We start from the raw sequence: 26,918 nt of genomic DNA on the forward strand, positions 1-26,918 counted from the left end.
AGTGTTGAACGGTCTTGACAGAAGAGTGGGGGCGTCAGTCCCGGCCGACCCGGCGCAGCGCCCGGTCGGCCGCGGTCACCAGGAGCAGCAGCACGGAGACGACGACGAGCATCCAGGCCAGTTCGTGCAGCCCGGCCGTGTCGGCACCGGTCTTGAAGAACGCGGCGTTCCCGGCGGAGGCGAGCAGCGCGCCGAGATAGGTGAACGTGCGCAGCAGTCCGGCGGACGCGCCCGTGCGCTCCGGGTCGGCCTGGGCGTAGAGGGCGTTCTGGTTGGCGAGGCCGACGAGGCCCTGCGGGATGCCGAAGACCGCGCCGATGACGACGAGGAGCCAGATCGGACTGCTGGAGTTCAGCCCCAACAGGGCTGCCACTCCGACGAGTTGGGCGATGCCGCCGACGAACAGCTTGCCGCGCACCTGCGGGCGGCGCCCGGTGAGGACGGTGACACCGATGGCCATCAGGGACATCGGGAGCAGCAGAAGTCCCGCCTGTTCGGGGCCGAGGCCGCGGCCGTCCTGGAGCCATTGGCTGTAGCCGTACAGGAACGCGTACGACGTTGTGTACGCGAGGAGTTGGCGCGCGTACGTGGCGAGCAGCGGGGTGTTGCCGCTCAGTACGCGCAGGTCGATGAAGGGGTCGGCGGAGGCCAGTTCCCTGCGGGCGAAGACCGCGCCCGCGACCGCGCCGATCACCGGCAGGTACCAGTGCGCGGCCCCCGGCGACGTGAGGAACAGCATGAAGGCGGTGAGCGACCCGGCGAACAGCAGCATGCCGGGCACGTCCGCGGAGGTGGTGGCGTCGGCTTCGCGGCCCGCCCTGACGTGCTTCGGCAGCCGCAGCGCGCCGAGCACGAGACAGGCGAGGGAGAGCGGCACGTTGATCGCGAAGATGAGGTGCCAGCCACCGAGGCCGATCAGCACGCCGCCGAGGGTCGGGCCGATGACGGCGATGACCTGGTTGGACACCGACAGCGCGGCGAGGATGCCGCTGGGGCTCTTCATGCCGGTGCGCTCGGACTCGGTGCGCAGCAGATACATGGAGGCCGGGTACGCGGCGGAGGTGCCGAAGCCGAGCAGCACCCGGGAGACGATCAGCACCCAGAAGCTCGGTGCGAGCACGCCGAGCAGGCCCGCGACACCGACGAGCGCGGTGCCGAGCAGATAGAGCCTGCGCGGCCCGAACGCGTCGACGAGCCGGCCGATCACGGGCTGGCCGACGGCCGTGGCGAGATACAGCGCGGAGACGAGCCAGGCCGTCCGGGACGGCGGAACGCCGAAGGCGTGGCCGATCGGGACGAGCGCCACCGCGAGCATCGAGGAGTTGATCGGGTTCAGGATCGACCCGAACATCATCGGCGCGACGAGGCGCCGGTCGAACCCGTCGCCCGCGCCCCGCTTCCGCCCGCTCCGGACGCGCTCGGCTATGCCGCTCACGCCTGCGTCACCTCGTCGAGCAGCGCCATCGCCGTGATCACGGCGCGCAGCTGCTCCTCGCTGCCGCGCTCGACGAGCTGCCCGGCGAGCCACGCCTGACGCGCCCGGCGCACACCCTGACGTCGCTCGCGCCCCGCCTCGGTGAGCGCGACCACGCGGCGGCGCCCGTCCTCGGGGTCCGCGTGGCGCTCGACGAGGCCGCGCTCCTCCAGGGCGATGACGTGCTTGGCCATGGACTGCGGCCGCACGTTCTCGATCGCCGCGAGGTCGCTGGCGGTGGAGGGCCCGTACTTGTCGAGCCGGGAGAGCACGGACGCCTGGGCGGGCGAAAGCTCACCCTCGGGGTCCACGTCGAGCGCCATCAGCTTGCGGCGGAGCCGGCTGATGATCACCCACACCTCGTCGGTGGCCCGGGCCGCGAGCTCCTCGATCGGTGCGCTGTCGTCGGTCATGCCTCAACGGTAGATCGACAGCCCAGGCTGTGCAACCTGGGCTGCACAGTTTTCCTGCCGAGTACGTCGGTCCGTCCCGGTCGTGGCGGCGCATCCGCGGGACCGCCCCCGCGTGAAGGTGATGAGGTACGAGAAAGTCCGGCCCATCCGTCGGGCCTTCGGCTCCGGATTACTTCTGCACCCGCGATCACGCGCGTACCGGTACAGCGCCTTGGAGGACCTGAACGTGAAGGAAGCCGTCCACATCGGCCCGGGCCCGGCACCCGGGCCCGATCTGCAAGAACTCATGGCCGACGTGGCCAGGGGCGACCAGGAGGCCTTCGCGTCGGTGTACGACGTCGTCGCCGGGTCCGTGCTCGGCGTCGTGCGCAGCGTGCTGCGCGACCGTGCGCAGTCCGAGGAGGTGGCGCAGGAGGTGCTCGTCGAGGTGTGGCGGACGGCGGCGCGCTACCGGCCCGACCGCGGCACCGCGATCAACTGGGTGCTGACCCTGGCGCACCGGCGCGCGATCGACCGGGTCCGCTCGGTGGAGGCCGCGGCCGCCCGGGACCACAAGGCGGCGCTGCTCGACCGGACACCGGAGTTCGACGAGGTGACCGAGGAGGTGGAGGCCCGTCTGGAGCGCGAGCAGGTGCGCCGCTGTCTGCGCATGCTGACCGAACTCCAGCGTGAGTCCGTCTCGTTGGCGTACTACCGGGGTCTGACCTACCACGAAGTGGCCGAGTTGCTGTCGGTGCCGCTGGGGACCATCAAGACGCGGCTGCGCGACGGTCTGATCCGGCTCCGTGACTGCCTGGGGGTGAGCGTGTGAGCGCCGCGGATCTGCACACGTTGACGGGCGCGTACGCGCTGCACGCACTCACCGAGGCCGAGCGGGAGGAGTTCGAGCGGCATCTCGGCCCCTGCGAGTCCTGCGCGCAGGAAGTGGCGGAGCTGTCCGCCACGGCCAACCGGCTCGGCCTGGGCCTCTCGATGGTGCCCCCGGCCGGATTCAGGGACCAGGTGCTGCAACGGATCACGACCGTCCGCCAAGAGGCGCCGCGCACCTCCCCGGACACCCCGAAGGCCCGGCTGTCGTGGCGGGCGCGGCGTGTTCCGCGCTGGACGCTGGCCGCCTGCCTCGCCGGGATCGTCGCGCTGGGCGGTACGACGGTGTGGCAGTACCAGGAGGCACAGGACGCACAGCAGCGGGCGCGCACCGCGCAGGCCGGCACGGACGAGGTGGCGGCGGTCCTCGCCGCGCCCGACGCGAAGGTGCGCACCGCGTCGCTCGGCAGCGGGGCGAACGGCACCGTCGTGGTCTCCGAGCAGCAGGACAAGGCGGTGTTCGTGGCGTCCGGGATGACGGCGCCGCCGCGCGGCAAGGCGTACCAGCTGTGGTTCGACGACGGCGGCACGATGCGCTCGGCCGGCCTGATGGATCCGGGGCGCGAGTCGCAGACGGTGCTGATGGCCGGCGCGGTGGGCGACTCGACCGGTATGGGGATCACGGTGGAGCCGGCCGGTGGTTCGGACCGGCCGACGTCCAAGCCACTGGCGTTGATGTCACTGCCGACGTAGGCACATGCGGGGCCCCGGCCGTCCTGCGGACGGCCGGGGTTCAGTCACGGCGGGGCGGACGCGGGAAGAAACCGCTGGTCCGGGCCGCGTACTCGGCGTACCCCGGGCGCTGTGCCATGTGCCGCTCCAGCAGTGCCTTTCCGCTGCCGCCGATCAGCAGGTAGCTCATGGTCATCGGGGAGACGACGGCGAGCACGGCAGGTAGTGGGCCCGCTTCGCATGCGATGAGGAACAGGCCCCACCAGACGCAGAAGTCGCCGAAGTAGTTGGGGTGGCGGGTCCAGCTCCACAGGCCGCGGTCCATGAGGCGGCCCCGGTTCGCGGGATCGGCCTTGAAGCGGGCGAGTTGGTGGTCGCCGACCGCTTCGAAGAACAGGCCCACGGCCCACACCACCGCTCCGGCGACCGCGAGGAAGGACAGCGGCCGGGTCGCGTACGCGGTGATCTGCACCGGCAGCGACACCAGGACGATGAGCGCGCCCTGGAGCAGGTACACCATGCGCAGCGCGTACCACTGGCGGTTTCCGGGCGCCTTGGCGAGGAGCTGTTCGTAGCGCGGGTCCTCGCCGTGCCCGCGCGAGCGCCGGCCGATGTGGACCGCGAGCCGCACACCCCACACCGCGGTGAGCGCGGTGACGAGCAGCCGTCGCGCCGCGTCGCCCTCGCCCGCGGAGACCCCGTACGTGGCGACGGCGACCGCCGCGAACCCGGCACCCCACGCCACGTCGACGCCCCGGTGCTTCCCCGTCCGTACGCCGATGAGGAACGCGATCAGGACGACGGCGAGCACCACGCCCGCGCTGACGGCGACGTTCCAGCCGAACGCGCCCCAGTTCAGCTCACTCATGACCGCTCCAGGTGCCGAGGCGCAGCGGAAGCGCGGTGCCGCCCGTGGGGTCGGGGCGCACGGCCAGGATCTGGTCTACGCCCATCCGGCGTTCCGCGAAGGCGAGCCCGCCGCCGACGAGGTACAGCCGCCACACCCGCGCGCCCTCCTCGCCGAGCAGCCGCACCGCGTCGTCCCAGTTCTCCTCCAGGGTCCGGTGCCAGGCGTCGACCGTGCGGACGTAGTGCTCCCGCAGTGCCTCGACGGAGCGGACCTCCAGGCCCGCCTGTTCGAGGAGCGTCACCGTGTCCCCCAGCGGGCGCATGTGCATGTCCGGGGCGATGAACGCCTCGATGAACGCGCCGCCGCCCGGCGCGGTGTGCTGCCGGGACATCTGCTGGACGAGGATCCGGCCGCCGGGCCTGACCCGGTCGTTCAACAGCACGGCGAAAGCCGGGTATTCGGCGTCGCCGACGTGTTCACCCATCTCGATGGTGGCGGCCGCGTCGTACTGGCCACCCGCGGGTTCGCGGTAGTCCTGGCAGAGCACCTCGACGCGCTCGTCCAGGCCTCGCGCCGTCGCCTGTTCCCTTACGTGGGCGGCCTGTTCCGCGGCGAGGGTGACCGCGGTGACGTGCACGCCGTGCTGCTCGGCGGCGTACAGCGTGAGCGAACCCCAGCCGCAGCCGACGTCGAGGAGGCGGTCGCCGGCCTTCAAGTCGAGCTTGCGGCAGACGAGTTCGAGCTTGGCGCGCTGGGCGGCGGCCAGGGTGGCGGGCTGGGCGTCCTGTAGTGCCTCGTCCGGCCAGTACGCGCACGAGTAGGCCATCGTGTCGTCCAACAGGAACCGGTAGAAGGCGTTCGACAAGTCGTAGTGGTGGCTGATGGCGGCGCGGTCGCGGGCCCTGCTGTGCAGTGTGCCGCGCAGCCGGGCCTGGCCTGCCGGGGGCGCGGGCGGGGGTCCGACGGCGCCGAGGCGCAGCAGCGTGCGTGCGGCGCGGGCGCGGACGGCGAGGGTGACGCGCGGCGCGTGCACGGACCGCTCCCGCGCCGCCCGCCACATCGTGCGCAGGGCCTCGCCGAGGTCCCCGTCGACGTCGATGTCGCCGGTGATGTACGCCTGGGACAGGCCGAGTTCGCCCGGATTCCACAGGAGGCGGCGCAGGGCGCGGCGGGTGCGGATCACGGCCACAGGGGTGCCGGTCGGGCCCGCCTCGCTGCCGTCCCAGGCACGCAGGCGCAGCGGGAGCGGACCGCCGAGCGCTTCCTCGGCGAGTGCGGCGAGCCGGTCCGCGGCGCCTGTCCGGGTGGGCTTCGGGGTCATCGGCGCGCACTCTCCTTGGTGAACAGGAACTGCTGGACATCGAGGTACCCGGAGCGGAACCCGGCCTCCGAGTAGGCGAGATAGAGGGTCCACATGCGGCGGAACGTCTCGTCGAAACCGAGGGCCGCGACCTCGTCGGCCCGCTCGGTGAACCGCTCGCGCCACAGCCGCAGCGTCTCGGCGTAGTGCGGTCCGAACGCGTCACGGCGTGCGGTGCGCAGCCGGGTGTGGTCGCGAGTGATCCGGTCGACGGCCTCGACGGACGGCAGCAGCCCGCCGGGGAACACGTACTTCTGGATCCAGGTGTACGTGTCCCGGGTCGCGAGCATCCGGTCGTGCGGCATGGTGATGGCCTGGACGGCGGCGCGGCCGCCGGGCTCGAGCCGGTCGTCGAGGGTGCGGAAGTAGCCCGTCCAGTACTCCTCGCCGACGGCCTCGACCATCTCGACGCTGAGCACGGCGTCGTACGTGCCCGTGCTCTCGCGGTAGTCGCGCAGCTCGACGCTCACCCGGTCGGTGAGGCCCGCCTGTTGGATGCGTCGGCGGGCGAGCTCCTGCTGCTCGGCGGAGAGCGTCAGCGAGGTGACGTGGGCGCCGCGGGCGGCGGCGCGCAGGGCGAGTTCGCCCCAGCCGGTGCCGATCTCCAGGACGCGGGTGCCTGCGCCGACCTCGGCGAGGTCGAGCAGCCGGTCGATCTTGCGGTGCTGGGCGGCGGCCAGCACGGACCAGTCGGCGGGGAAGCCGCGGAAGATCGCTGAGGAGTAGCTGAGCGTGTCGTCGAGGAACAGGGCGAACAGGTCGTTGGAGAGGTCGTAGTGGTGGCTGATGTTCGCGCGGGAGCCCTGCACGGTGTTGCGCCGGGCATCGGGCTGGCGCTGCGCCCACAGTCCGCGCAGCCGTTGCAGCGGGGCGGGCACGAGGGTGCTCACGTGCTGGGCGAGAACGGTGAGCACGCCGACGAGGTCGGGCGCGTCCCACTCCCCCGCCTGGTACGACTCGCCGAAGCCGATGAGGCCCCGGGCGCCGATTCTGCGGTGGAACGCCTCCGGATCGCGTACGTCCAGCACGGGGCCTCCCAGGCCCACCGGTTTCTCCCTCAAGTACCGTACGCGCAACGGGAGTCGGTGCAGGGCGGAGCGGACCACGGTCGCGGCGACGGCCGTCCGGGCCCGGGACGCGGGCGGCAGCGCGGCGACGTCGGGCCAGCGCGCCGCGTCCACCTCGGCGCGGGTGGTGAGCGGGGCGGCGGCCGGGGTCGCGGTCGGGGTGAGCCTCATTGCATGCCTTTCTGCGGCTGGTGGCGGGGGCGGGGCACGATGCGCAGGCCGCGCAGCAGCAGCCGTACGCCGTGCCACCGGATCGCGGCGGACACCGCGCGCGTGGAAAGCGGGTGGCGCAGCACGGTGCGCGCGATCCCGAGCGGGGTCGCGGCGCGGCGCAGGCCGCGGACGGTGGCCGTGAACGGCGGTGCAGAGCCGCCCTCCAGACGGATCATCAGGTCGAGCCGTGCACCGGGTGGCGCGAGCCGCATCCGGTAGCGGCCCTCGACCTCGAAGAACGGCGAGACGTAGAACTCCTTGTCCGTGCGCGCCCGGTGGTCGGCGCCCGGGTGCAGCAGGTAGCAGTGGCGTTCGCCGTACGTGTTGTGGACCTCGGCGACGACGCAGCGCGGCGGTCCTTCCGGGGCGTCGGCGTCGTGGCACCAGTAGACGGTGAGCGGGTTGAAGACGTGCCCGAGGACACGGGCGTGGGCGAGCATCTCGACCCGGCCTCCCGCGAGGTCGACACCGTTCGCCGCGAGGAACGTGTCCAGGCGCCCGCGCAGGGTGGGTGCGTCGCCGCCGAGGTGGTCGCGGGCGTCGAAGCGGGCGAACCAGCGCAGGGGGTACGGGAGTCGGGGCGGCCGGTCGATGTCGATGAGCCACAGGTACGTGCGGTGGCGCAGGGTGTGACGCACCGGGCCGGTACGCACGTGCGCGACGGTGCAGGGGTAGAGGGCGGGTGTGCCGGCCGTCGGGGACCTCACCACGTCACCCCCAGCGCGGCGGCGGCCGCGACGCCCGACCGGCAGCCGTCCTCGTGGAAGCCCCAGCCGTGGTAGGCGCCGGCGAACGCCGTGACGGGGCCGTTCAGTTCGGGCAGGCGGCGCTGGGCGGCCACGGACTCGGGGGTGAAGACGGGGTGTTCGTAGACCATGCGCGCCAGGACGTTGGACTCCTCGACGCGGTCGGCTCCGTTGAGGGTGACGAGGAACCGTTCGGGGGCATCGAGGCGTTGCAGCCGGTTCATGTCGTAGCTGACGCGGACGCCCGCCGCGTCCGTGTCGCACGACGGCATCAGGTAGTTCCAGGAGGCCCGGGCGGCCGGGCTGCGCGGCAGGACGCGGGTGTCGGTGTGCAGGAGCGTCGGGTTGCGGGAGTAGCGGAACGCGCCGAGCACCGCGCGTTCGTAGTCGTCGGCGTCGGCGAGGAGGCGCAGCGCCTGGTCGGGGTGGGTGGCGAGGACCACGGAGTCGTACGTGACCGTGCCGAGGCGGTCAGTGGTGACATCGGCGCCCGTGGTGTGTCGCCGCACGGCGCGCACCGGGGTGCCGGTGTGCACGGCGTCGAGGTTCTTGGCGACGCGTTCGACGTAGCGGTGGGAGCCGCCGGTCACGGTGCGCCAGACCGGCGAGCCGGACACCGCGAGCATCCCGTGGTGGTCGAGGAACCGGAAGAGGTGGGTGGCGGGGTACTGCCTCGCGGTGTGCCCGTCGCACGACCAGACCGCGGAGACGACAGGTGTCATGAAGTGGGCGACGAAGTAGGGCGAGAAGCGCTCGCGGGCGAGGAACTCGCCGAGCGTGAGTGGCAGTTCACCCTGCCCGGCCTCCGCGAGGAGTCGGCGGGCCGCCCGGTGGAAGCGCGGCACCTCCCCCAGCATGCGCAGGTACGACGGCCGCAGCGCGCTGCGCGGCCGGGCGAACAGTCCGCGCGGCCCGCGAGCACCCGCGTACTCCAGGCCGCAGCCCTCGCAGCGCACGGACATGCTCATCTCCGACTCCTGCGTGGCCACGCCGAGCTCACGGAAGAGACGCAGCAGGTTGGGGTACGTACGCCGGTTGTGCACGATGAACCCGGAGTCCACCTGGTGCACCCGGCCGTCAGCCGACGCCAGGTCATGGGTGTGCGCGTGGCCTCCGAGCCGGTCGTCGGCCTCGTACAGGGTGACCTGGTGGCTGCGCCCGAGAATGTGCGCCGCCGTGAGACCCGCCACTCCGCTGCCGATGACGGCCGTGTGCCGCCTCGCCCCGCCTGACATCGTGCTCCTCCCGACCGGCCCCGCTCGGGCCTCTCACCTGTGATCCGGAGCGGGGGCGTGCGTGGATTGGCCGGGCCGCTCAACATCCTTTCGGGTGATCGGCGCGTCGGGGATGCACCTGTTGGTGTCCGTGTGGCCCTCGACGTCAATGGTTACCGCTGAGTAAGATCAGGCGGACCGCACCGCACGCCGCTCCCCGCAGCCAGGAGGCACCCTTGCGTCGCGCCCGCTCCTCCGACCTCCTCGCCGGCCTGCTGGCCGGGGCCGGAGTCGCCCACTTCCTGATCCCGAAGCAGTTCGACGCCATCGTGCCGCGCCGGCTTCCCGGCTCCCCGCGCTTCTGGACGCAGGCCAGCGGTGTGGTGGAGCTGGCACTCGCGGCGGGCATCGCCGTGCCGCGCACCCGGGCCCGCTCCGCCACCGCGGCTGCCGCGTTCTTCGTCGCCGTCGTGCCCGCCAACATCCAGATGGCGGCCGACTGGAAGGACCGCCCCGCGCCGCTGCGACGGGCCGTCCAGGCGCGGGTTCCGCTGCAGATCCCGCTGGTGCTGTGGGCGCGCAAGGTGGCGCGCGACGCGACGCGCTGAGCGTGGTGGACCGTTGTCCGGCCCACCACGCCCGACCACGCGATCCGCGCGTCAGCTCTTCGGCATCAGCACACTGTCGATGATGTAGACGTTGGCGTTGGCCGTCTTCACGTTGCCGCAGACGACGTTCGCGGAGTCGTTGACCTTGTAGGACTCACCGGAGCCCGAGGTCGTCAGCTTCGACTTCTCCAGCGTCTCGAACGAGCCCTTCTCCAGGTCCTTCGGCTCCAGCTTCTGACCCACCACGTGGTACGTGAGGATCTTCGTCAGCTGGGCCTTGTCGTTCAGGACCTTGTCGAGGTCGGCCTTGGGGATCTTCGCGAAGGCGTCGTTGGTGGGCGCGAAGACCGTGACGTTCTCGGCGTTGTTGAGGGTGTCGACCAGACCGGCCTTCTTCACGGCGGTGACGAGCGTGGAGAGCGCCGGGTTGTTCGACGCGGCGGTGGCCACCGGGTCCTTGGCCATGCCGTCGAAGGAACCGGCACCGTCCTTGGGCACCGAAGCACACCCCGGGCCGAAGGGCTTGCTCTTCGAGGACATGTCCTCGGAGGGCGAGGCCTTGGAGCTGGACTTCTTGGCGGTGTCGGAGGCGCTGTCCTTGGTGTCCGTGCTGGAGCAGGCGCTGAGGGCCAGCGGGAGCACGGCGGCCGCGGCGAGGGCGATTGCGGCGCGGCGGGTACGGAGGGTGTTCATCGTTGTCTCCTGGTGGTGACGGTGTGGGTAAAAGGCTTTGGGACTTGGGGGTTTGGGGATTGGGGCTTTGGGGCTTTGGTCAGTCCACGGTGACCACCACCGTGTGTCGTCCGGACGCCCCGTCGGGGAAGGTCCCGGCGCGTTGTGCGGTCTGGACGTCGCCCGTGCGGTCGGTGGCGCGGACGGTCAGGGTGTGACCGCCTTTGGTGGCACGCCAGGCGTACGACCATTGGCGCCAGGTGTCCCTGGAGTCCTCGGCGGCCAGTTCGGCGGCCTCCCAGGGCCCGTCGTCGACGCGGATCTCGACCTTGTCGATGCCGCGGTGCTGCGCCCAGGCCACTCCGGCGACCATCACGGTGCCGGTTTTCGGGTGGGCGAACGGCTTGGGTGTGTCGATACGGGCCTGCGTCTTGATGGGCGCGCGGCGGGCCCACTTCCGCTTCACCCAGTACGGGTCGTAGGCGTCGAACGTGGTCAGTTCGAGGTCGGTGAGCCACTTGCATGCGGAGACGTAGCCGAAGAGGCCCGGCACCACCATCCTCACCGGGAAGCCGTGCGCGAAGGGCAGCGGCTGCCCGTTCATGCCGACGGCCAGGAGGGCGTCGCGGCCGTCCATGACGTCGTCGACAGGGGTGCCGATGGTCATGCCGTCGACGGATCGGGCCACCAACTGGTCGGCGGGGCCACCGTCTTGGGGTGGGCGCACTCCGGCCTCGCGCAGCAGCGTGGCGAGCGGGACGCCGAGCCAGCGGGCGTTTCCGGCGTAGGGACCGCCGACCTCGTTGGAGACGCAGGTCAGGGTGATGTCACGCTCGATGAGATCGCGGCCGAGCAGGTCGTCGAGGGTGAAGGTCATGGGACGTGCCACACCCTTGCCGTGCAGCCGGAGCCGCCAAGTACCGGCGTCGACCTCGGGGACGACGAGGGCGGTGTCGACGCGGTAGAAGTCGCTGTTCGGCGTACGGAAGGGGCTGACGCCGGGGATGCGCAGCTGGGTCCCCTTAGGGACGGGCGGCGCGGGCGAGGCCGGGGCGGGGAGGGTGAGCGCCTCACGGGAGGCGCGGGCACCGCTGCCGCGCGATCCGGCCAGACCACGGCCCAGGGCGCCGATGGCGACGCTGCCGACGGCCGTGCCACCTACGGCGAGCAGGAAGGGGCGTCGGGCGAGTGGGTTCCGGGGGGTGGGTGCGGGCGTGGGTGTGGGTGCCGCCTCATCCGCAGGTGCGGACACCCCCGCCTCCGCCGCCCGGTCCCTCGCCGCGAGACCGCTCAGCCAGTACAGGACCAGCGCGCCCACCACGGCCGCCACCAGCGACGGCAGGGTGTCCAGTAGACCGGCCGCGTCGGGGCGGGTCAGCGCGGCGGCTGCCCCGACCAGACCGATCAGCAGCACGCCCGCCGAACCGACCCGCCGGTGCCGTACCGCGACGACACCGAGCGCGCACGCGAGGACCACCAGGACGGCCACGATGCCGAGTTGCAGCATCGGCTTGTCGTCGGTGCCGAACGTGCGGATCGCCCATTCCTTCACCGGTGTGGGCGCACGGTCGATGGCCGCGCCGCCCACGACGGTGAGCGGAGCCGTCTGCGGACGCACCAGGGCGGCCACCGGCTCGGCGGCCGCCAGCGCGGCAGCCCCGGCCACGAGCCCGGCCACCGCGCCGCGCACCGCACGGCGGAGCCGCGTCCCGCGTCGATCACTTCCCTCTGCTGTCACATGGGGAATACGGAACCGACGGGTGCGTGGATGGGGTTCTCATTCGATCGAGTGAGAAACGGTGGAAACGGGCAGGTCGGGGCGGGGGTGCTCGGCTCAGGCCAGCGGCTCCTGCAACTCGGTCACCCAATCCTCCCGGTCCTCGGGGCACTCCAGGGTGATCTCCCTGGGATAGCCGGCCGACCGGTGCCCGTGCGCGTCGATCCAGCGGGCCAGGGTCTGGACCGTCGGCAGCACCGCGTCCATGGAGCCGCGGTGGACGATCGTCGCGGCGCGTTCGACGGACGGCACATCGAGGATGCGCAGCCCGTCGTCCTCGCGCGGCTCGGCGGACACCTCGACGCCCGCGTGGACGAGGATGCCGCCGCCGGGCGCGTCCTCGTAGCGGGCGATGCCGGGCCCGGTGGGACGGATCCCGGCCGCTTCGAGGCGCTGGAACAGCTCCCCGTACAGCGGCTGGATGACCGGGCTGATGGAGCCGGGCTCGAAGTCGGCCGCCACGGCGGTCAGTTCGGCCACGCGTACACCCGGCAGGGGTTTGATGACGACGTCGTCGGTGGGCATGGATCCCTCGCTCTCGATCGATCGGAGCCGCGCCTCGACGCCGGTCAGCCGGGCCGCCGCCGCGGCCATCTCCGCCTCCAGGTCCGCGCGCCGCATCCGCAGCATGGCGCGCAGCTGACCGGAGTCGATCTTCTCGTCCAGCAGCTCCCCGACCTGTTCGAGCGTGAACCCGAGGCCCTTGAGCGCGATCACGCGGTTGAGGCGTGCGAGCTGGGCGGCGGTGTAGTGGCGGTAGCCCGTGGCCGGGTCGACATGGGCAGGGCGCAGCAGTCCCGTCGCGTCGTAGTGACGCAACATGCGGACCGACACACGCCCGTGCCGGGCGAACTCTCCGATGGTGAACATGATGTCTCCCAGTCCACGGGCTCACACGGTGTGAGAGTCAAGCCGCTACTTCGCGGTGAACACCGCCACCGTACGGGCCGGTACCTCGAAGGTGCCCGAGCCCTTCGTGTACGAGGCCGACTTCACCCCCTCGTCCGAGCCGCCGGCCTGCACCGGATGGAGCCGGTACCCCTTCCCCGCGAGGTCGGCGACCTTCTGCTTCTGCCGGTCGGGCGTCGCGTTGAAGACCACCACGAGATCACCGAGCCGCATCGTGATGACACCTGGTGTCTCGTCCTTGCCGGAGAGCGGGAAGGAGAGGGACTTCTGGACCTCCGCGGACGTTGGCAGCCGGAAGGCGGGCTCGGTGGTGCGGATCTTCAGGAGGTCCTGGTACGCGGCCGACGTCCCCTCGATCTCGGCACAGCCCGGTACCTTCACCGACGCCAACAGAGGCTTCGCGTAGGGCCACTTGGCCTCGTTGTCGGCGGCCATCGGCAGGCCGCGTCCGAAGCCGTTGCCCGCACGGCAGTCCCAGTGGATCGCGTTGAACCAGTCGCCGCTGTCGAACGAGTTGCGGTCGAGTGACTTCGAGCGCAGCAGGTCGGTGCCGGCCTGGGAGAGCGCCGGTCCCTGGGAGAGGGCCGCCGTGGCCATCGCGAGGACCTGCATACGGGAGCGGTTCGCCGCGCTCGTCGTCGCGGGCAGTTTGTACGTCAGCGTGTCGTAGAGGGACTCGTTGTCGTGCGCGTCGGCGTAGGCGAGGGCGTCGCCGGGGGCGTCCGCGTAGCCGGCGGGAGCGCCGTTGTAGTCGACGTCGGAGCCCTTGACCGTGCGGCCGCCGGTGTCCGTGAACTCGTAGGCCGCGAGGTTCCCCGACAGGCCCACCTTGATGAGGTCCTGGTAGTGCAGCAGCCGGGCCTTCTGCTCGGCCGAAGTGCCGTTCGCCTTCGAGGTGTTGGGGTCGGTGTAGAGGCCGGAGGCGAAGCCCTGCACGCCCGGGTCCTCGTCGAAGGGCGAGCCGCCGCGCACCGCGTCCCGCGCCCGGTCGGAGAACGTGGCGATGCCGGTGCCCGCCATGTTCTTCTGCGTGGCCTGCACGAAGCGGGCGTCGTCGGCGATCTCGCCGAAGTTCCAGCCCTCCCCGTAGAGGATGATCTTCTTGCCGTCGACACCGTCCTTCTCGAGGGTCAGGGCGTCGAGGGCCTTGCGGACCGCGAGGATGTTGGCCTTCGGGTGGTGTCCCATCAGGTCGAAGCGGAAGCCGTCGACCTTGTACTCGCGCGCCCAGGTCACGATCGAGTCGACGACCAGCTTGCCCATCATCTTGTTCTCGGGCGCCGTGTTCGCACAGCAGGTGGAGTTCGCGACCGAGCCGTCGGCCATGAGCCGCTGGTAGTAGCCGGGCACGGTGCGGTCCAGGACGGATGTCTTGTCCTGGCCACTGGCCGCCGTGTGGTTGTAGACGACGTCCATGACGACCCGCAGGCCGTCCTCGTTCAGCGACTTGACCATCTTGCGGAACTCGACGGTGCGTCCGGTGCCGTCGGGGTCGCTGGCGTACGAGCCCTCGGGGACCGTGTAGTGGTACGGGTCGTAGCCCCAGTTGTAGGCGTCCTTGCCGGCCGTCTTGCCGACGCACTCCTGCTGCTTGTCACTGTCGGGGGCCGCCGACTTCAAGTCGCAGCCAGGGGCGGCCTGTTCGGACTTCTTTTCGGGGATCGTCGCGATGTCGAAGGCCGGCAGCAGGTGCACGTACGAGGTACCGGACTTCGCGAGCTTGCGCAGGTGCTTCGAGCCGTCGGTGTTCTTGTCGGTGAATGCGCGGTACGTGCCGCGGTCCTTCGCCGGTGTCGTCTCGTCCTCGACCGAGAAGTCCCGGACGTGGAGTTCCTGGATCTGCGCGTCCTTCATGGGTACGGCCTTGGGCTTGGTCAGGCCCGACCATCCTTGCGGGGCAAGGGACTTGTCGTCGAGGTCGACGACGAGGCTGCGCTCCGAGTTCGCGGTGAGCGCCACGGAGTACGGGTCGGTGACCTTGTTCGTGACGAGTTTCTGGACGCTGGGCGCCCACACCCGCACGGCGTACCGGTACTCCTTGCCGCGCCACGCGGACGCGGACCCGGTCGCCGACCAGACGCCGCTCGCGTCGTCGCGGCGCATGGGCAGGGTCTTCCCGTCGAGTTCGAGGGACACCTCACGGGCGGTCGGCGCCCACACCGACAGGGCCACCTTTCCGTTCTTGAACACCGGGCCCAGGTCGGCCTTTTGGGCGGCGTCCGCGTAGGTGTCGTCGAGGACGCCCGCCGTCTGTACGCCGGTCGCCGCGAGCAGCGCCCCGTTCGCCGCCCGCTGCGTGGCGATCAGCTGCCCGCGCAGCACCTCACGCACCCGGTCGCGGTCGCGCGGGTCGACGGTGAACGCCGAATAGTCCTTGAGATGGGGGTACTTGGCCTTCTGTGCGTCGCTCAACGCACCGGGGTTCAGCCGCAGCCACTGCCCCTCGTCGGTCAGCGCGCCGTCATCGACGCCGATCCCGCCCTCCGGCGCGTACACCAGCTGCTGGCTGGTGGCGGCGGTGGCCTTCACCTTCCAGACGACGGTGTCGGAGTCGATCCACTGCGCCTCGGCCTTCGAGAGGTCGAGGTCCGCCCCCGAACCCACGGACGGGAGAAGGTAGTTGGTGTCACCGGAGTTGAGCCATGCCTCCTTGCCGTATGTGGCGAAGTCGAGCGAGCGGTCCGTGGCGATGTCCTTCTCGTCGCCCTTGTGGAGGATGTAGCTGAGCGAGGTCGCGCCGTCGGCGAGCGGCACCTCGAAGGTCACGCCGTACGCGTCCTTGCCGGTGGGTTGCAGCGGCTTCGACCAGTCGGTGGGGTTCGCGGCGCCGGTCCACGTGTGCAGGCCCCAGCCGTCGTAGTCGCCGTCGGGGCGGTGCACGTGGATGACGGCCTTGTTAGCGTCCTGCGGCGGGTAGGCGCCGTCGGGCCTGGTCGCGGACTGCGCGTCCTTGCCCTGTTCGACCCAGACCTCGCCGGTCTTCCCGAGGTCGATGGTGCGCTGAGGCCCGTCGGCCGTGCCGGACTTGTCGATCGTGTACGACACCGATTCCGCGCCGTCGGGGACCTTCACCCAGGCGAAGGCTCCGTAGGCGTCCCGGCCCACGAACTCGGCCGAGGTGTCACCGGACGTGAGCCGCCAGCCGTCGTAGTCGCCGTCGGCACGCTTGTAGTGGACGACCGCGTAGTCCCGGTCCACGGCTGTGGGCTTCTCGGGCGCGGGCGCCTGGCCCGCCACCGTGTCGGCGAGGGCGCCGGCGGTGCGTCCGGGGCGGTCGACCACAACTGCCTTGTACCGCAGGGCCGTTCCTGCCGCCACCGTTTCCGGGATGTGCTGCGTGATCTTGTACGGGGCGTGGTCGACGGAACCGAGCGTGCGCCACTTGCCGTTGCCCACCTGTGCGGCGAAGACGACGCGGGCCGAGGCCGTGTCGCCGGGGTCGGCGGAGAGGGTGAGCGTGCCGGTGGCTCCGGCGGCGGGGGCCTTCAGGGCCAGCGTGGGCTTCGCGGCAGCGGCGGGGAGCTTCGACGAGGCGCGCAGGACGAGCGACGACAGCGCGGGCACGGTGACCTTCACGCGACCGTCGGACGCCGCCACGGAACTCGAATCACCGTATATGGAACGGAACTTGGCCGACTCCACCGGCAGCTCGGCCGTCTTCGCCTCGCTCGCGTTGTTCACGGCGACGACGTACTCGCGGTCGTCTCCGGTGCGCGAGAAGGCGTACACGGAGTCCTTCGCGTACAGCTCCTTCTGTGCTCCGTCGGTGAGCGCCGGGTTGTCCTTGCGGAGCTTCGACAGCGCGGCGATGGACGTGAACAGCGGGTGCTTCGTGTCGTACGCGGCGTCGGCGTGCGTGCGGTCGGTGCCGAGCTCGTCGTCGTCGACGTAGTCCGCGACCTTCGAGCCGAACATGGTCTGCCGGGCGTCCTTGTCGCCGCCCGCACCGGTGAAGCCCTGCTCGTCGCCGTAGTAGACGACGGGGTTGCCGCGCGAGAGGAACATCAACTCGTTGGCGAGCTTGTCGCGCTGGACGAGTTCCGCTTCGGACGCCTTGGGGTTGTCGGCCTTCAGGAACGTGCCGATGCGGCCCATGTCGTGGTTGCCGAGGAAGGTGACCTGCTCGTACGCGTTCGCCTTGTCGGTGGCGTATTTGTAGTCGTCGGCGAAGACCTTGGCGAGTTTGTCGGCGGAGGCGCCCTGCGAGGCGTAGGCGCGGGCCGCGTCCTGGAACGGGAAGTCGAGCGTCGCGTCGAGGCGGCCCTGGGTGACGTACGGCGATGTCACGTCGGTGTCGGCGGAGTAGACCTCGCCGAACATGAAGAAGTCCTTGCGGCCGCGTTCGGCGGCGTACTTGTCGAGCGCCGTCGCCCACTGCGTCCAGAAGTCCATGTTGACGTGCTTGGTGGTGTCGATGCGGAAGCCGTCGACGGCGAAGTCCCGCACCCACTTCTCGTAGATCTTCTCCATGCCGGAGACGACCTCGGGGCGTTCGGTCCACAGGTCGTCGAGGCCGGAGAAGTCGCCGTACGTCGTGGACTCGCCCTCCCAGGTCGAGTCGCCCCGGTTGTGGTACAACGTCGGGTCGTTGAGCCAGGACGGCACCATCTCGCCGGTGTTCTTCGGTGTGTACGGGAAGGAGTCCGCGTCGACCTTCGCCTTGACACCTTTGCCGTCGTCGAAGGGTCGGCCCTTGGTGTCGAGGTACGGGTAGGCGCCCTTGGGGCGGTAGCCGTACTTCTTCTCGGTGTAGTCGACCGTGTCGGCGGTGTGGTTGGTGATGACGTCGAAGAAGACCTTCATGCCCTTGCCGTGGGCCTTGGAGATCAGGTTCTTGAGGTCGGCGTTGCTGCCGAAGTGCGGGTCGACCTGCGTGAAGTCGGTGATCCAGTAGCCGTGGTAGCCGGCCGAGGCGTCCTTGTCCTCGCCCTGCACGGGCTTGTTCTTGAAGATCGGGGCCAGCCAGATCGCGGTGGTCCCGAGGTCCTTGATGTAGTCGAGCCGGTTCGTCAGGCCCTTGAGGTCGCCGCCCTGGTAGAAGCCCTTGTCGGTGGGGTCGTAGCCGGTCGCGAGGCGCGAACCGGTGAGCCCGCCCTTGTCGTTGGCGGTGTCGCCGTTCGCGAAGCGGTCCGGGAGCACGAAGTAGTACTGCTCGCGGGTGAGGTCGTGGCGGGCCGGCTCGGCCGCGAGTTTCGCGTCCGACGGCGGCGGGGGCGGCGCGGCGGCGCGGGCCGCCAGGGGCTGGGCCAGCGTCACGAGGAGCGCGGCGGCCGCGGTGTACGCGGCGGCGCGTCTGTGCGGTACGCGAATCGGGCTGCGGCTCACGTCATGAACTCCTCGCGGGATGCGGCGTATTGGGGCGGACCGGCCACGCGCGTGGGGAGGTCGGGCCGGTCCGCCGCGTGACCGTAACGCCTGCCGGAACACGACTGCAAGAGTTGCGAAAGATGTAGCAAGAATTTTCAACCAGCCCATTGACGGGGCCCACTCGTCTGCCCCACGCTCACGACGCGCCACCAGAACCCCACATTCAGGAGCCGCACATGCAGCACGACACACCCCTCACACCCAAAAGCCCTCGTCGGCGACGCCGCACCGCCACCGCGGTGGCCCTCGGCGCCCTCACTCTCGGCGGCATGGTGACCCTGCCCGCCCCGACCGCGACCGCCGCGGACACCGGCACACCCAACGGTGATGTCATCGCCAACCTGTGGCAGTGGAACTGGACTTCGGTCGCCAAGGAGTGCACCGACACCCTCGACCCGGCGGGCTACGGAGCCGTCCAGGTGGCCCCGCCCGAGGAGTCCCTCAAGCAGGCCGACCTCTACTGGTGGGACGTCTACCAGCCGTACTCGTACAAGCTCGACAGCCGCTTCGGCAGCGCGAGCGACTTCAAGTCCATGGTCGACACCTGCCATTCGGCCGGCATCGAGGTCTACACGGACGCCGTCATCAACCACACGGCCGCCCAGACCGGCACCGGCTACGCAGGCACCACCATCGGCAATCAGTACGACACCCCCGACTACGACCCGGCCGACAGCGACGACTGCAAGAAGACGATCGCCAACTGGTCGGACCAGCAGGAGGTGCAGAACTGCGAGCTGCTCGGCATGCCCGACCTCGACACGGGTGAGTCGGGCGTCCGCGAGAAGATCGCGGGCTTCCTCAACAAGCAGATCGACCTCGGTGTCGACGGCTTCCGCGTCGACGCCGCGAAGCACATACCCACCGGCGACCTGAACGCCATCGTGGGCGCCCTGCACACCACGACCGCGGGCGACGCCCCGTACGTCACACAGGAGGTCTACCCGGGCAACCCGCCCGCCCTCGGCGACTACTACGGCAACGGTGACGTCCTCGACTTCACGTACGCGGCCGCCATGAAGTCTCAGTTCGGCGGTGGTGACATCGCCAACCTGTCGTCTTTCGGCAGCAGTTGGGGCCTGGCCGACGAGGAGCACTCCAACACCTTCGTCACCAACCACGACACCGAGCGCAACGGCTACACCCTCAGCTACAAGGACGGCGCCACCGCCACCCTCGCCAACGTCTTCCAACTGGCGCGCGGCTACGGGCGACCCTCGGTCTACGCGGCCTGGAAGTTCGACCAGAGCGACCAGGCGCCGCCGAACGACGGCAGCGGCATGGTCACCGGCACCGACTGCTCGGGCGACTGGGCGTGCCTGGACCGCGACAAGGCGATCACCGGCATGGTGGGCTGGCACAACGCGGCGGCCGGCAAGGCGGTGGCGGACTGGCAGTCACCGGCCTCGAACGTGATCGGCTTCGGGCGCGGTGACACCGGCTTCGTCGCCATCAACAACTCGTCCGCCGAGAACACGCACACGTACACGACGAGCGTGCCCGACGGCACGTACGACAACGTCGTCGGCGAGGGCTCGGTGACGGTCTCCGGCGGCAAGGTGGAACTCAAGGTGCCGGCCAAGAGCGCGGTGGCCTTCCACACCTCGTAGGCACACCGGTACCCCTTCGATGCGAGGCCGTGCACGATTCCGTGCACGGCCTCGCCGTGCGGCGACCTCCACACGAAGGAAGGGGCGGCACCCGGCCGGGTGCCGCCCCTTCCGCGTGCCGTGCCGGGGGTCAGGCGATTTCCCACCAGACCGTCGTGTCGGCGGGCAGGTCGATGTCTCCGTCCGTCACCGTGACCGGCGCCGAGGCGAGCAGTACCGTGCCGGGGGCCGGGATGCGCACCGCCGCGTCCGTCGTGTTGACCGTGCAGGCGAAGCCGGAGCGCTCGAAGTGGAGCACGCCCTGCGGCGCGTCCCCGTGCCACTTCACACCGTCGCCGGCGCCGAGGCCCGGTGTGGCCCGGCGCAGCGCGAGCGCCGAGCGGTACATCTCAAGCGTCGAGTCCGGGTCGCCGGTCTGCGCCTCGACGCTCAACTCCGCCCAGCTGTCGGGCTGCGGGAGCCAGCTGCCGCCGTCACCGAAGCCGTACGAGGGGCCGGTGCGGGTCCACGGGATCGGCACTCGGCAGCCGTCGCGGAAGCCGTCCTGGCCCTCGGCGCGGAAGTACGAGGGGTCCTGGCGGACCTCGTCGGGCAGGTCGGTGACGTCCGGGAGGCCGAGCTCCTCGCCCTGGTAGATGTACGCCGAGCCGGGCAGGGCGAGCATCAGCAGGGTGGCGGCGCGGGCGCGGCGCAGGCCGAGTTCGCGGTCGCCGGGGGTGCGGATCTGGGTGCCGCCGGGCGGGTTGGCGTAGCGGGTGGCGTGCCGGGTGACGTCGTGGTTGGAGAGGACCCAGGTGGCCGGGGCGCCGACGGGCCGCATCGCGTCGAGGGAGCTGTCGATGATCTCGCGCAGGCCCTCCGCGTCCCAAGGGGCGCCCAGGTACTGGAAGTTGAAGGCCTGGTGCAGCTCGTCGGGGCGGACGTAGTTCGCGGTGCGCTCGACGGTCGGCGTCCACGCTTCGGCGACGAAGATGCGCTCGCCGTCGTACTCGTCGAGGATCGTGCGCCACGAGCGGTAGATCTCGTGCACGCCGTCCTGGTCGAAGAACGGCATCACGTCGTTGCCGAGGAGCTTCAGCTGCTCGCCGCCGCCGATGTCCGGCAGCCCTTCCGCCTTGACGAGGCCGTGGGCGACGTCGACGCGGAAGCCGTCGACGCCCATGTCCAGCCAGAAGCGCAGGATGGAGCGGAACTCGTCGGCGACCGCCGGGTGTTCCCAGTTGAGGTCGGGCTGCTCGGGCGCGAAGAGGTGGAGGTACCACTCGCCGTCCGGGAGCCGCGTCCAGGCGGGGCCGCCGAAGATGGACTCCCAGTCGTTGGGCGGGAGTTCGCCGTTGGCGCCCTTGCCGGCGCGGAAGTGGTAGCGGTCGCGCAGCGGCGATCCGGGGCCGTCCGCGACCGCCCGCTTGAACCACTCGTGCTGGTCCGAGGAGTGGTTGGGCACGAGGTCGACGATGATGCGCAGGTCGAGCGCGTGCGCGTCGCGGATCACCGCGTCGGCGTCGAGCAGGGTGCCGTACATGGGGTCGACGGCCCGGTAGTCGGCGACGTCGTAGCCGCCGTCGGCCTGCGGCGAGGCGTAGAAGGGGGACAGCCACACCGCGTCCACGCCCAACTCGCGCAGATGCGGCAGGCGTCGGCGGATGCCTTCGAGGTCACCGGTGCCATCGCCGTCGCTGTCCGCGAAGCTGCGCGGATAGACCTGGTAGATGACCGCGTCCCGCCACCAGTCGGTGGCCCGGCGGGTCGTGGTGGCGGCGGCCACCGGCTCGTCCGTGGAGTGCTGGCTCATGATGTCCTTGCTGCGTAGCCGGGTTCAGCCCTTGGTCCCGCCGGCGGTCAGGCCGGTGACCAGGTGCTTCTGGACAAGGTAGAAGAAAGCGGTCACCGGGATGGCGATCAACACCGCGGTCGCGGCCATCAGGTTCCACTGCGCGTCGTGTTCGCTGACGAAGCTCGACAGGCCGATCGCGAAGGTGTACTTGGTGTCGCTGAGCAGGAAGGTGTTGGCGAAGGCGACCTCGGCGAACGCCGTGATGAAGGCGTAGAACGCGGCGACCGCGATGCCCGGCTTCGCGAGCGGCAGGATGAGGCGCCAGAAGGTGCCGAACGGGCTGAGCCCGTCGATCCGGCCCGCCTCGTCGATCTCCGCGGGGATGGTGTCGAAGTAGCCCTTCAGCAGCCAGGTGCAGTAGGGCACGATCGTCGTGCAGTTGATGAGGATGAGGCCCTGGTAGGTGTCGATCAGGCCGAGTTCCGAGAAGATCTCGTAGATCGGCACGATCAGCACGGCGATCGGGAAGGCCTGCGTCAGCAGCAGCACCCACATCAGCGAGCGGTACCCGGGGAAACGCATGCGGGAGACGGCGTAGCCGGTCGTCGCCGCGAACAGCACGCCGACGAGCGTGGTGCCGAGCGCCACGATCAGCGTCGACGCCGCCCAGTAGAAGAACTGGGTGTGCTCCAGGACGTAGCCGTAGTTGTCGAGGGTCGCCTTGCTGAGGATGTTGCCCGGGTGCAGATAGTCGTCCTTGTCGGGCCCCAGCGACAGATACACCAGCCAGACGACGGGGAACAGCGCGATGAGGCTCGCCACGGCGAGGACGCCGTGCGTGAGGGCCTTCGCGAGCGGGCTGCGCTCACCGCGCCTGCGTACGCGCCGGTTGTTCGTGGGAGCGGCGTCGGTCGCGGGGCGCTGTGCGGGGATCCGCGACGCGGAGCGGGTGGTGGTGGTGCTCATGATGTCGGCTCCTGCGGCTTCAGACGGCGAGCTGCTCATTGCGCTTCAACCAGCGGTAGTAGAAGGACGTGAAGACGGTGAGGATCGACAGGAGCAGCACGCCGTACGCGGCGGACTGCGCGAAGTCGCGCGGCTGCTGCCCGAAGCCGAGGCGGTAGGCCCAGGTGACGAGGATCTGCGCGTCCGGTGCCGTGTTGCCGAAGAGCAGGAAGATGATCGCGAACTGGTTGAACGTCCAGATGATGCCGAGCAGGACGACGGTCGAGCTGACCGGCCTGAGGCCCGGCAGCGTGATGTGCCGGAAGCGCTGCCAGGCGGTCGCGCCGTCCATCTCGGCGGCCTCGTACAGCGACGCGTCGATGGACTGGAGCCCGCCGAGCAGCGAGATCATCATGAACGGCACACCGCACCACGTGTTGACGAGGATCGCGGCGATCCGCTGGAAGGTCGGGTCCTCCAACCAGCTCGGCTGCGGCAGATGCAGCGAGCCGAGGGCCACGTTGATGATCCCGGAGTCGGCGAGCATGATGCGCCACGCGAAGACGGTGACGAAGGTCGGGACCGCCCACGGCAGGATCAGCATCAGCCGGTAGAAGGTGCGTCCGCGCAGCTTCTCGTTGAGGAGCAGTGCGAGGCCGAGCCCGATGCAGTAGTGCAGGGCGACGCAGATCGCCGTCCATGCGATGGTCCACACGAAGTGCGACCAGAAGCGGTCGTACGAGGAGGGGCCCCACAGGATGTCGGCGTAGTTGTCGAGGCCGATGAACTTGTAGGTGGCCTCGATCTGGTTGACACCGATGGTGCGGGCCGAGTTGAGGCTGTTGGCATCGGTGAGCGTCAGGTAGAAGCCGCGCACCAGCGGGTAGACAACGAGGACACCGAGCACGACGACCACCGGGGTGATCATCGCGTACGCATACCAGTACGTGCGGTACGAGTCCTTGAAGCGCCGGATCGGGCCTGGGCGCGGCGCGCGCTTCTTCGCGGCCGGGCGGTCGACGGCAAGGGTCATGCGGGGCACCTTCTGAATCGAGCTGCGGCAGGGCTGCGACAGGGCTGTGCCGGTTCGCGCCCACCCCTCCGGGGCGCGAACCGGCCGTTGCTAGCGGGTCACTTGGAGAAGCCGGGCAGCAGCTTGGCGAACGAGGTCTCCAGGCTGCTCACGCCCTGGTCCAGGGACTCCTTGCCGGTGGCGACCTTCGGCAGCTCCTGGTCCATCGGCGTCCACAGCGAGCTGTACTCGGGCAGCTCCGGGCGCGGCTTCGCGCTGCTGAGCACCTTCTGGTAGCCGGCGATGCCGGGGTCGGCGGTGACCTTCGCGGTGTACGCGTCCTGGCGGGTGGGCAGCGTCGCGTTCTTCAGGGCGATCTGCTCCTGCGTCTTCGCCGACGTCATCCACTTCACGAACTTCAGCGAGGCCTCCTGGTGGGCCTTGTCCGAACCCGCGTACAAGGACAGGTTGTGGCCGCCGGTCGGGGCGCCCGGCTTGCCGCCGGATCCTGCCGGGACGGTGGCGATGCCCAGGTTCTTCTTGTCCTTGAACGCGGAGCCCTTGTAGAAGTTCGTGATCTCCCACGGGCCCTGGATGGTCGAGGCGACCTTGCCGTTCACGAACGCGTCCTGGATGTGCGCGTACGCGTCCGCGGTGGCGTCGGCCTTGTGCAGGCCCTTGCCGCTGAACAGGCCCTTCCAGGTGGTGAGGCCCTTCTTGGCGGCGGCGGAGCCGATGGTGATCTTCTTGCCCGCGGGGTCGACGGTGTCGGTGCCCTCGCCCATCAGGAACGGCTCGGCGTAGTAGCCGGCCGTGGAGCCCCAGAAGCCGTCGGCGCCGGTCTCGGCCTTCACCTTGGCCGCGTCCTTCTTCAACTGGTCCCAGCTGGTGGGCGCCTCGGTGATGCCCGCCTTCTTGAAGAGGGCCTTGTTGTAGACGAAGGCGAGGGTGTCGGTGACGAGCGGGACGCCGTAGGTCTTCCCGTCGAACTGGGCCTGCTTGATGAGCGACGCCTGGAACTTGTCCTTGTCGGCGAGCGCCTCGGTGCCGTCGAGCGGCAGCAGGTAGCTCTTCTTGGCGAACGCCGGGGTCCAGCCGACCTCGGCGCGCAGCACGTCGGGGGCGCCGCTCGCGCCGGCCGCCGTGTCGAACTTGTTCTGCGCCTGGTCGAAGGGCACGTTGACGTACTTGACCTTGATGTCCGGGTTGGCCTTGGTGAAGTCCTTGGCCAACTGCTTGTACGTGGGTGCCTCGTTCGTCGCGTTCGAGGTGTCCCACCACGTGATGGTGACCGGGCCCGACGCCTTGTCGCCGCTGTCGTCACTTCCACCGCAGGCCGTCGCCGCGAGTGCGAGGGACGCCACCACCGCGGTGGCCACAATGCCACGCCGCATGAGAACTCCTAGAGGGTTGGGCCCGACTGAGCGACGTGAACGTAACAGCGCTGCAAGCCCGAGGAAAGACCTTGCTGAAAAATATTGCAGAGATGGGCGGAGGTTACGGCTTCGTGACCTCCAAGTTGCGGCACATAGCGGGTGGTTATCGCCCGTTACATGGGCCTATGTGGCGCTGCAAGGGCCTGCAAGCTCTTGCCACGGGGGCGCGTCACAGGGATCATCGGGACTCTTGCAAGCTCCCTCAGCTCTTGGCCCCCACAAGGAGTGCGATGACCCAGCTGCCCGCCCAGGCCGCCCGCAAGGCGGTCCCGGCTCCGCCCGCGACCGCGCGTCTCGCCGACATCGCGGCGCAGGCGGGGGTGAGCGAGGCGACGGTGAGCCGGGTCCTCAACAGCAAGCCGGGCGTCGCCGCGGCCACCCGCCAGTCGGTCCTCGCCGCGCTCGACGTGCTCGGCTACGAACGTCCCGTGCGGCTGCGCCGGCGCAGCGAGGGGCTCGTCGGCCTGATCACGCCCGAGCTGGAGAACCCGATCTTCCCGGCGCTCGCCCAGGTCATCGGCCAGGCCCTGACCCGCCAGGGCTACACACCCGTCCTCGCGACACAGACCCCCGGCGGCTCGACCGAGGACGAGCTGACGGAGATGCTCGTCGACCGTGGTGTCACCGGCATCATCTACGTGTCGGGACTGCACGCGGACACCACCGCGGACATGCGTCGCTACGAGCAACTCCGGGCGCAGGGCGTGCCGTTCGTGCTCGTGGACGGGTTCTCGCCGCAGGTGCGGGCGCCGTTCATCTCGCCGGACGACCGGGCGGCCATGCAACTGGCGGTCACCCATCTCGGCTCGCTGGGCCACACGCGGATCGGCCTGGCGCTGGGGCCGAAGCGGTTCGTGCCGGTGCAGCGGAAGATCGAGGGCTTCGTGCGGGCGATGCGCGACCGGTTCGACCTCTCCCCCGACGACATCGAGCGCGAGCTCGTCCAGCACTCCCTGTACACACTGGAGGGCGGACAGGCCGCGGCCTGCGACCTCATGGACCGCGGCTGCACGGCGATCGTGTGCGCCAGCGACATGATGGCGCTCGGCGCGATCCGGGCGGCGCGACAGCGGGGGCTCGAGGTACCTGACGACATCTCGGTGGTCGGGTTCGACGACTCCCCGCTCATCGCGTTCACGGACCCGCCGCTCACGACGATCCGTAAGCCGGTCCAGGCGATGGGGCAGGCGGCGGTGCGCACGGTGCTCGAGGAGATCGGTGGGACTCCCGCGCCGCACACGGAGTTCGTGTTCATGCCGGAGCTGGTGGTCCGGGGGTCGACGGCGTCGGGGCCCAACATCGTGGCTCGGCGCTGACCGCAGGGCAAAGAGTGCTGAACGCTGTGCCACCCCGCTCCGTATCCTGCACTGAGCCCGGGGCGCACCGGGCTGCTACGGGGGCCGTGCGGGAGGTACGGATGGCACGCAGAGCGCACCGCTGATCACGGGTGGCGCGGCCGACCGAAGGCGCCGCGCCCGTTTCGATCTCTTCTCCTTGCTTACCAAGTGAACTCTGCTTTCTTTTTTCCCCGTGTGAGGAGTGCCGCTTCCCCCTGCCCGAAAACAGCGGGAAAGCGGCCGCGAAAACAGTTCCGGAAATTATGTACGGATGCTTCAATTCCGCGTTGACATGCCCGAATTCGCATGTCAAAGCTTGCTCCAGCACCGCGATTCCGGAATTCGCACAACTCCGATGCCCCGGAAGGGGGAACACCATGAAGAAGATTTCTGTCCGCAAGGCAGGGCCCATCCGTCTGACCACGGCCTGCTACTACCTCTGCGGCGACGCCGCGTAATTTGCGCCTCCTCGGCCGGGGGCGGGCCCCCGGCGGGGGGCGGCCCCCGCCCCCAGACTTCCCTCTCCCACCACGGGGGGTGGCGGGGGTAAGACACCCGTAGTCGGCAACGGCGCACGCTGGGCGCCGCGGGCGAC

The 26,918-nt window shown here is 70.3% G+C and carries 20 protein-coding genes; 5 read left to right on the forward strand and 15 right to left on the reverse strand.

The features are described 5' to 3' along the window. Positions 1-34: 34 nt before the first annotated feature. Together ACYSUO_RS35740 and ACYSUO_RS35745 are read right to left on the reverse strand one after the other, a co-directional pair. The gene (locus tag ACYSUO_RS35740; protein ID WP_461780370.1) at positions 35-1,435 is read right to left on the reverse strand and encodes an MFS transporter; all 1,401 of its coding nucleotides are present in this window, start codon (positions 1,433-1,435) and stop codon (positions 35-37) included. Beyond that, entirely contained in the window at positions 1,432-1,887 is a 456-nt protein-coding gene (locus ACYSUO_RS35745; RefSeq protein WP_461780371.1) for a MarR family winged helix-turn-helix transcriptional regulator, read from the reverse strand. The genes ACYSUO_RS35740 and ACYSUO_RS35745 overlap by 4 nt, the downstream gene beginning before the upstream one ends. A 226-nt stretch (positions 1,888-2,113) precedes the next feature. On the opposite strand from ACYSUO_RS35745, the gene ACYSUO_RS35750 reads away from it, so the two are divergent. Continuing rightward, complete coding sequence (locus ACYSUO_RS35750) at positions 2,114-2,698, forward strand: sigma-70 family RNA polymerase sigma factor (RefSeq protein WP_461780372.1); 585 nt, start codon at positions 2,114-2,116, stop codon at positions 2,696-2,698. Continuing rightward, complete coding sequence (locus tag ACYSUO_RS35755; protein ID WP_461780373.1) at positions 2,695-3,447, forward strand: anti-sigma factor; 753 nt, start codon at positions 2,695-2,697, stop codon at positions 3,445-3,447. Before ACYSUO_RS35750 ends, ACYSUO_RS35755 begins: the two co-directional genes overlap by 4 nt. 40 nt (positions 3,448-3,487) lie before the next feature. Here the strand turns inward: ACYSUO_RS35755 and ACYSUO_RS35760 are convergent, their stop codons facing one another. The 5 genes from ACYSUO_RS35760 to ACYSUO_RS35780 are packed head-to-tail and all read right to left on the reverse strand — an operon-like array spanning position 3,488 to position 8,897. Next, positions 3,488-4,294 (reverse strand): DUF1295 domain-containing protein, encoded by an 807-nt coding sequence (locus ACYSUO_RS35760; protein ID WP_461780374.1) that lies wholly within the window; start codon positions 4,292-4,294, stop codon positions 3,488-3,490. Next, positions 4,287-5,597 (reverse strand): class I SAM-dependent methyltransferase, encoded by a 1,311-nt coding sequence (locus tag ACYSUO_RS35765; RefSeq protein ID WP_461780375.1) that lies wholly within the window; start codon positions 5,595-5,597, stop codon positions 4,287-4,289. Before ACYSUO_RS35765 ends, ACYSUO_RS35760 begins: the two co-directional genes overlap by 8 nt. Continuing rightward, positions 5,594-6,874 carry a class I SAM-dependent methyltransferase gene (locus ACYSUO_RS35770; RefSeq protein ID WP_461780376.1) on the reverse strand — a complete coding sequence of 427 codons (1,281 nt, stop codon included), beginning with the start codon at positions 6,872-6,874 and terminating at the stop codon, positions 5,594-5,596. The genes ACYSUO_RS35765 and ACYSUO_RS35770 overlap by 4 nt, the downstream gene beginning before the upstream one ends. Next, positions 6,871-7,569 (reverse strand): DUF1365 domain-containing protein, encoded by a 699-nt coding sequence (locus tag ACYSUO_RS35775; RefSeq protein ID WP_461780377.1) that lies wholly within the window; start codon positions 7,567-7,569, stop codon positions 6,871-6,873. Before ACYSUO_RS35775 ends, ACYSUO_RS35770 begins: the two co-directional genes overlap by 4 nt. Positions 7,570-7,619: 50 nt before the next feature. After that, the gene (locus ACYSUO_RS35780; RefSeq protein ID WP_461780378.1) at positions 7,620-8,897 is read right to left on the reverse strand and encodes an NAD(P)/FAD-dependent oxidoreductase; all 1,278 of its coding nucleotides are present in this window, start codon (positions 8,895-8,897) and stop codon (positions 7,620-7,622) included. 215 nt (positions 8,898-9,112) lie between these two features. Here ACYSUO_RS35780 and ACYSUO_RS35785 point away from each other — a divergent pair, with 215 nt between their 5' ends. Further along, a complete protein-coding gene (locus ACYSUO_RS35785; RefSeq protein WP_461780379.1) occupies positions 9,113-9,484 on the forward strand; it encodes a DoxX family protein in 372 nt (123 codons plus the stop codon). Between the two features lie 51 nt (positions 9,485-9,535). Here the strand turns inward: ACYSUO_RS35785 and ACYSUO_RS35790 are convergent, their stop codons facing one another. The 4 genes from ACYSUO_RS35790 to pulA all read right to left on the reverse strand — a co-directional run bounded on the left by ACYSUO_RS35790 (position 9,536) and on the right by pulA (position 18,167). After that, positions 9,536-10,177, reverse strand: coding sequence for a fasciclin domain-containing protein (locus ACYSUO_RS35790; protein WP_461780380.1), 642 nt, complete (start codon positions 10,175-10,177; stop codon positions 9,536-9,538). Between the two features lie 79 nt (positions 10,178-10,256). After that, positions 10,257-11,834, reverse strand: a complete 1,578-nt coding sequence (locus ACYSUO_RS35795; protein ID WP_461780381.1) for a molybdopterin-dependent oxidoreductase — start codon at positions 11,832-11,834, stop codon at positions 10,257-10,259. Positions 11,835-11,990: 156 nt separating this feature from the next. Further along, positions 11,991-12,803: a MerR family transcriptional regulator gene (locus tag ACYSUO_RS35800; protein ID WP_461780382.1), complete on the reverse strand. Its 813-nt coding sequence runs from the start codon at positions 12,801-12,803 to the stop codon at positions 11,991-11,993. 45 nt (positions 12,804-12,848) lie between these two features. Further along, positions 12,849-18,167, reverse strand: coding sequence for a pullulanase-type alpha-1,6-glucosidase (gene pulA / locus ACYSUO_RS35805; RefSeq protein ID WP_461780383.1), 5,319 nt, complete (start codon positions 18,165-18,167; stop codon positions 12,849-12,851). A 218-nt stretch (positions 18,168-18,385) separates the two neighbouring features. Here pulA and ACYSUO_RS35810 point away from each other — a divergent pair, with 218 nt between their 5' ends. After that, positions 18,386-19,819 carry an alpha-amylase gene (locus ACYSUO_RS35810; protein ID WP_461780384.1) on the forward strand — a complete coding sequence of 478 codons (1,434 nt, stop codon included), beginning with the start codon at positions 18,386-18,388 and terminating at the stop codon, positions 19,817-19,819. A gap of 130 nt (positions 19,820-19,949) precedes the next feature. Here the strand turns inward: ACYSUO_RS35810 and ACYSUO_RS35815 are convergent, their stop codons facing one another. From ACYSUO_RS35815 to ACYSUO_RS35830, 4 genes are all read right to left on the reverse strand, one after another. Beyond that, entirely contained in the window at positions 19,950-21,611 is a 1,662-nt protein-coding gene (locus ACYSUO_RS35815; RefSeq protein WP_461780385.1) for a glycoside hydrolase family 13 protein, read from the reverse strand. Positions 21,612-21,635: 24 nt separating this feature from the next. Next, complete coding sequence (locus tag ACYSUO_RS35820; RefSeq protein WP_461780386.1) at positions 21,636-22,559, reverse strand: sugar ABC transporter permease; 924 nt, start codon at positions 22,557-22,559, stop codon at positions 21,636-21,638. 19 nt (positions 22,560-22,578) lie between these two features. After that, positions 22,579-23,571 (reverse strand): carbohydrate ABC transporter permease, encoded by a 993-nt coding sequence (locus ACYSUO_RS35825; protein ID WP_461780387.1) that lies wholly within the window; start codon positions 23,569-23,571, stop codon positions 22,579-22,581. Positions 23,572-23,669: 98 nt separating this feature from the next. Beyond that, a complete protein-coding gene (locus ACYSUO_RS35830) occupies positions 23,670-24,944 on the reverse strand; it encodes an extracellular solute-binding protein (RefSeq protein WP_461780388.1) in 1,275 nt (424 codons plus the stop codon). A 272-nt stretch (positions 24,945-25,216) separates the two neighbouring features. On the opposite strand from ACYSUO_RS35830, the gene ACYSUO_RS35835 reads away from it, so the two are divergent. Continuing rightward, positions 25,217-26,302, forward strand: a complete 1,086-nt coding sequence (locus tag ACYSUO_RS35835) for a LacI family DNA-binding transcriptional regulator (RefSeq protein WP_461780389.1) — start codon at positions 25,217-25,219, stop codon at positions 26,300-26,302. The last annotated feature ends 616 nt before the right edge of the window (positions 26,303-26,918 follow it).

The organism is Streptomyces sp. UC4497 (assembly GCF_054871485.1).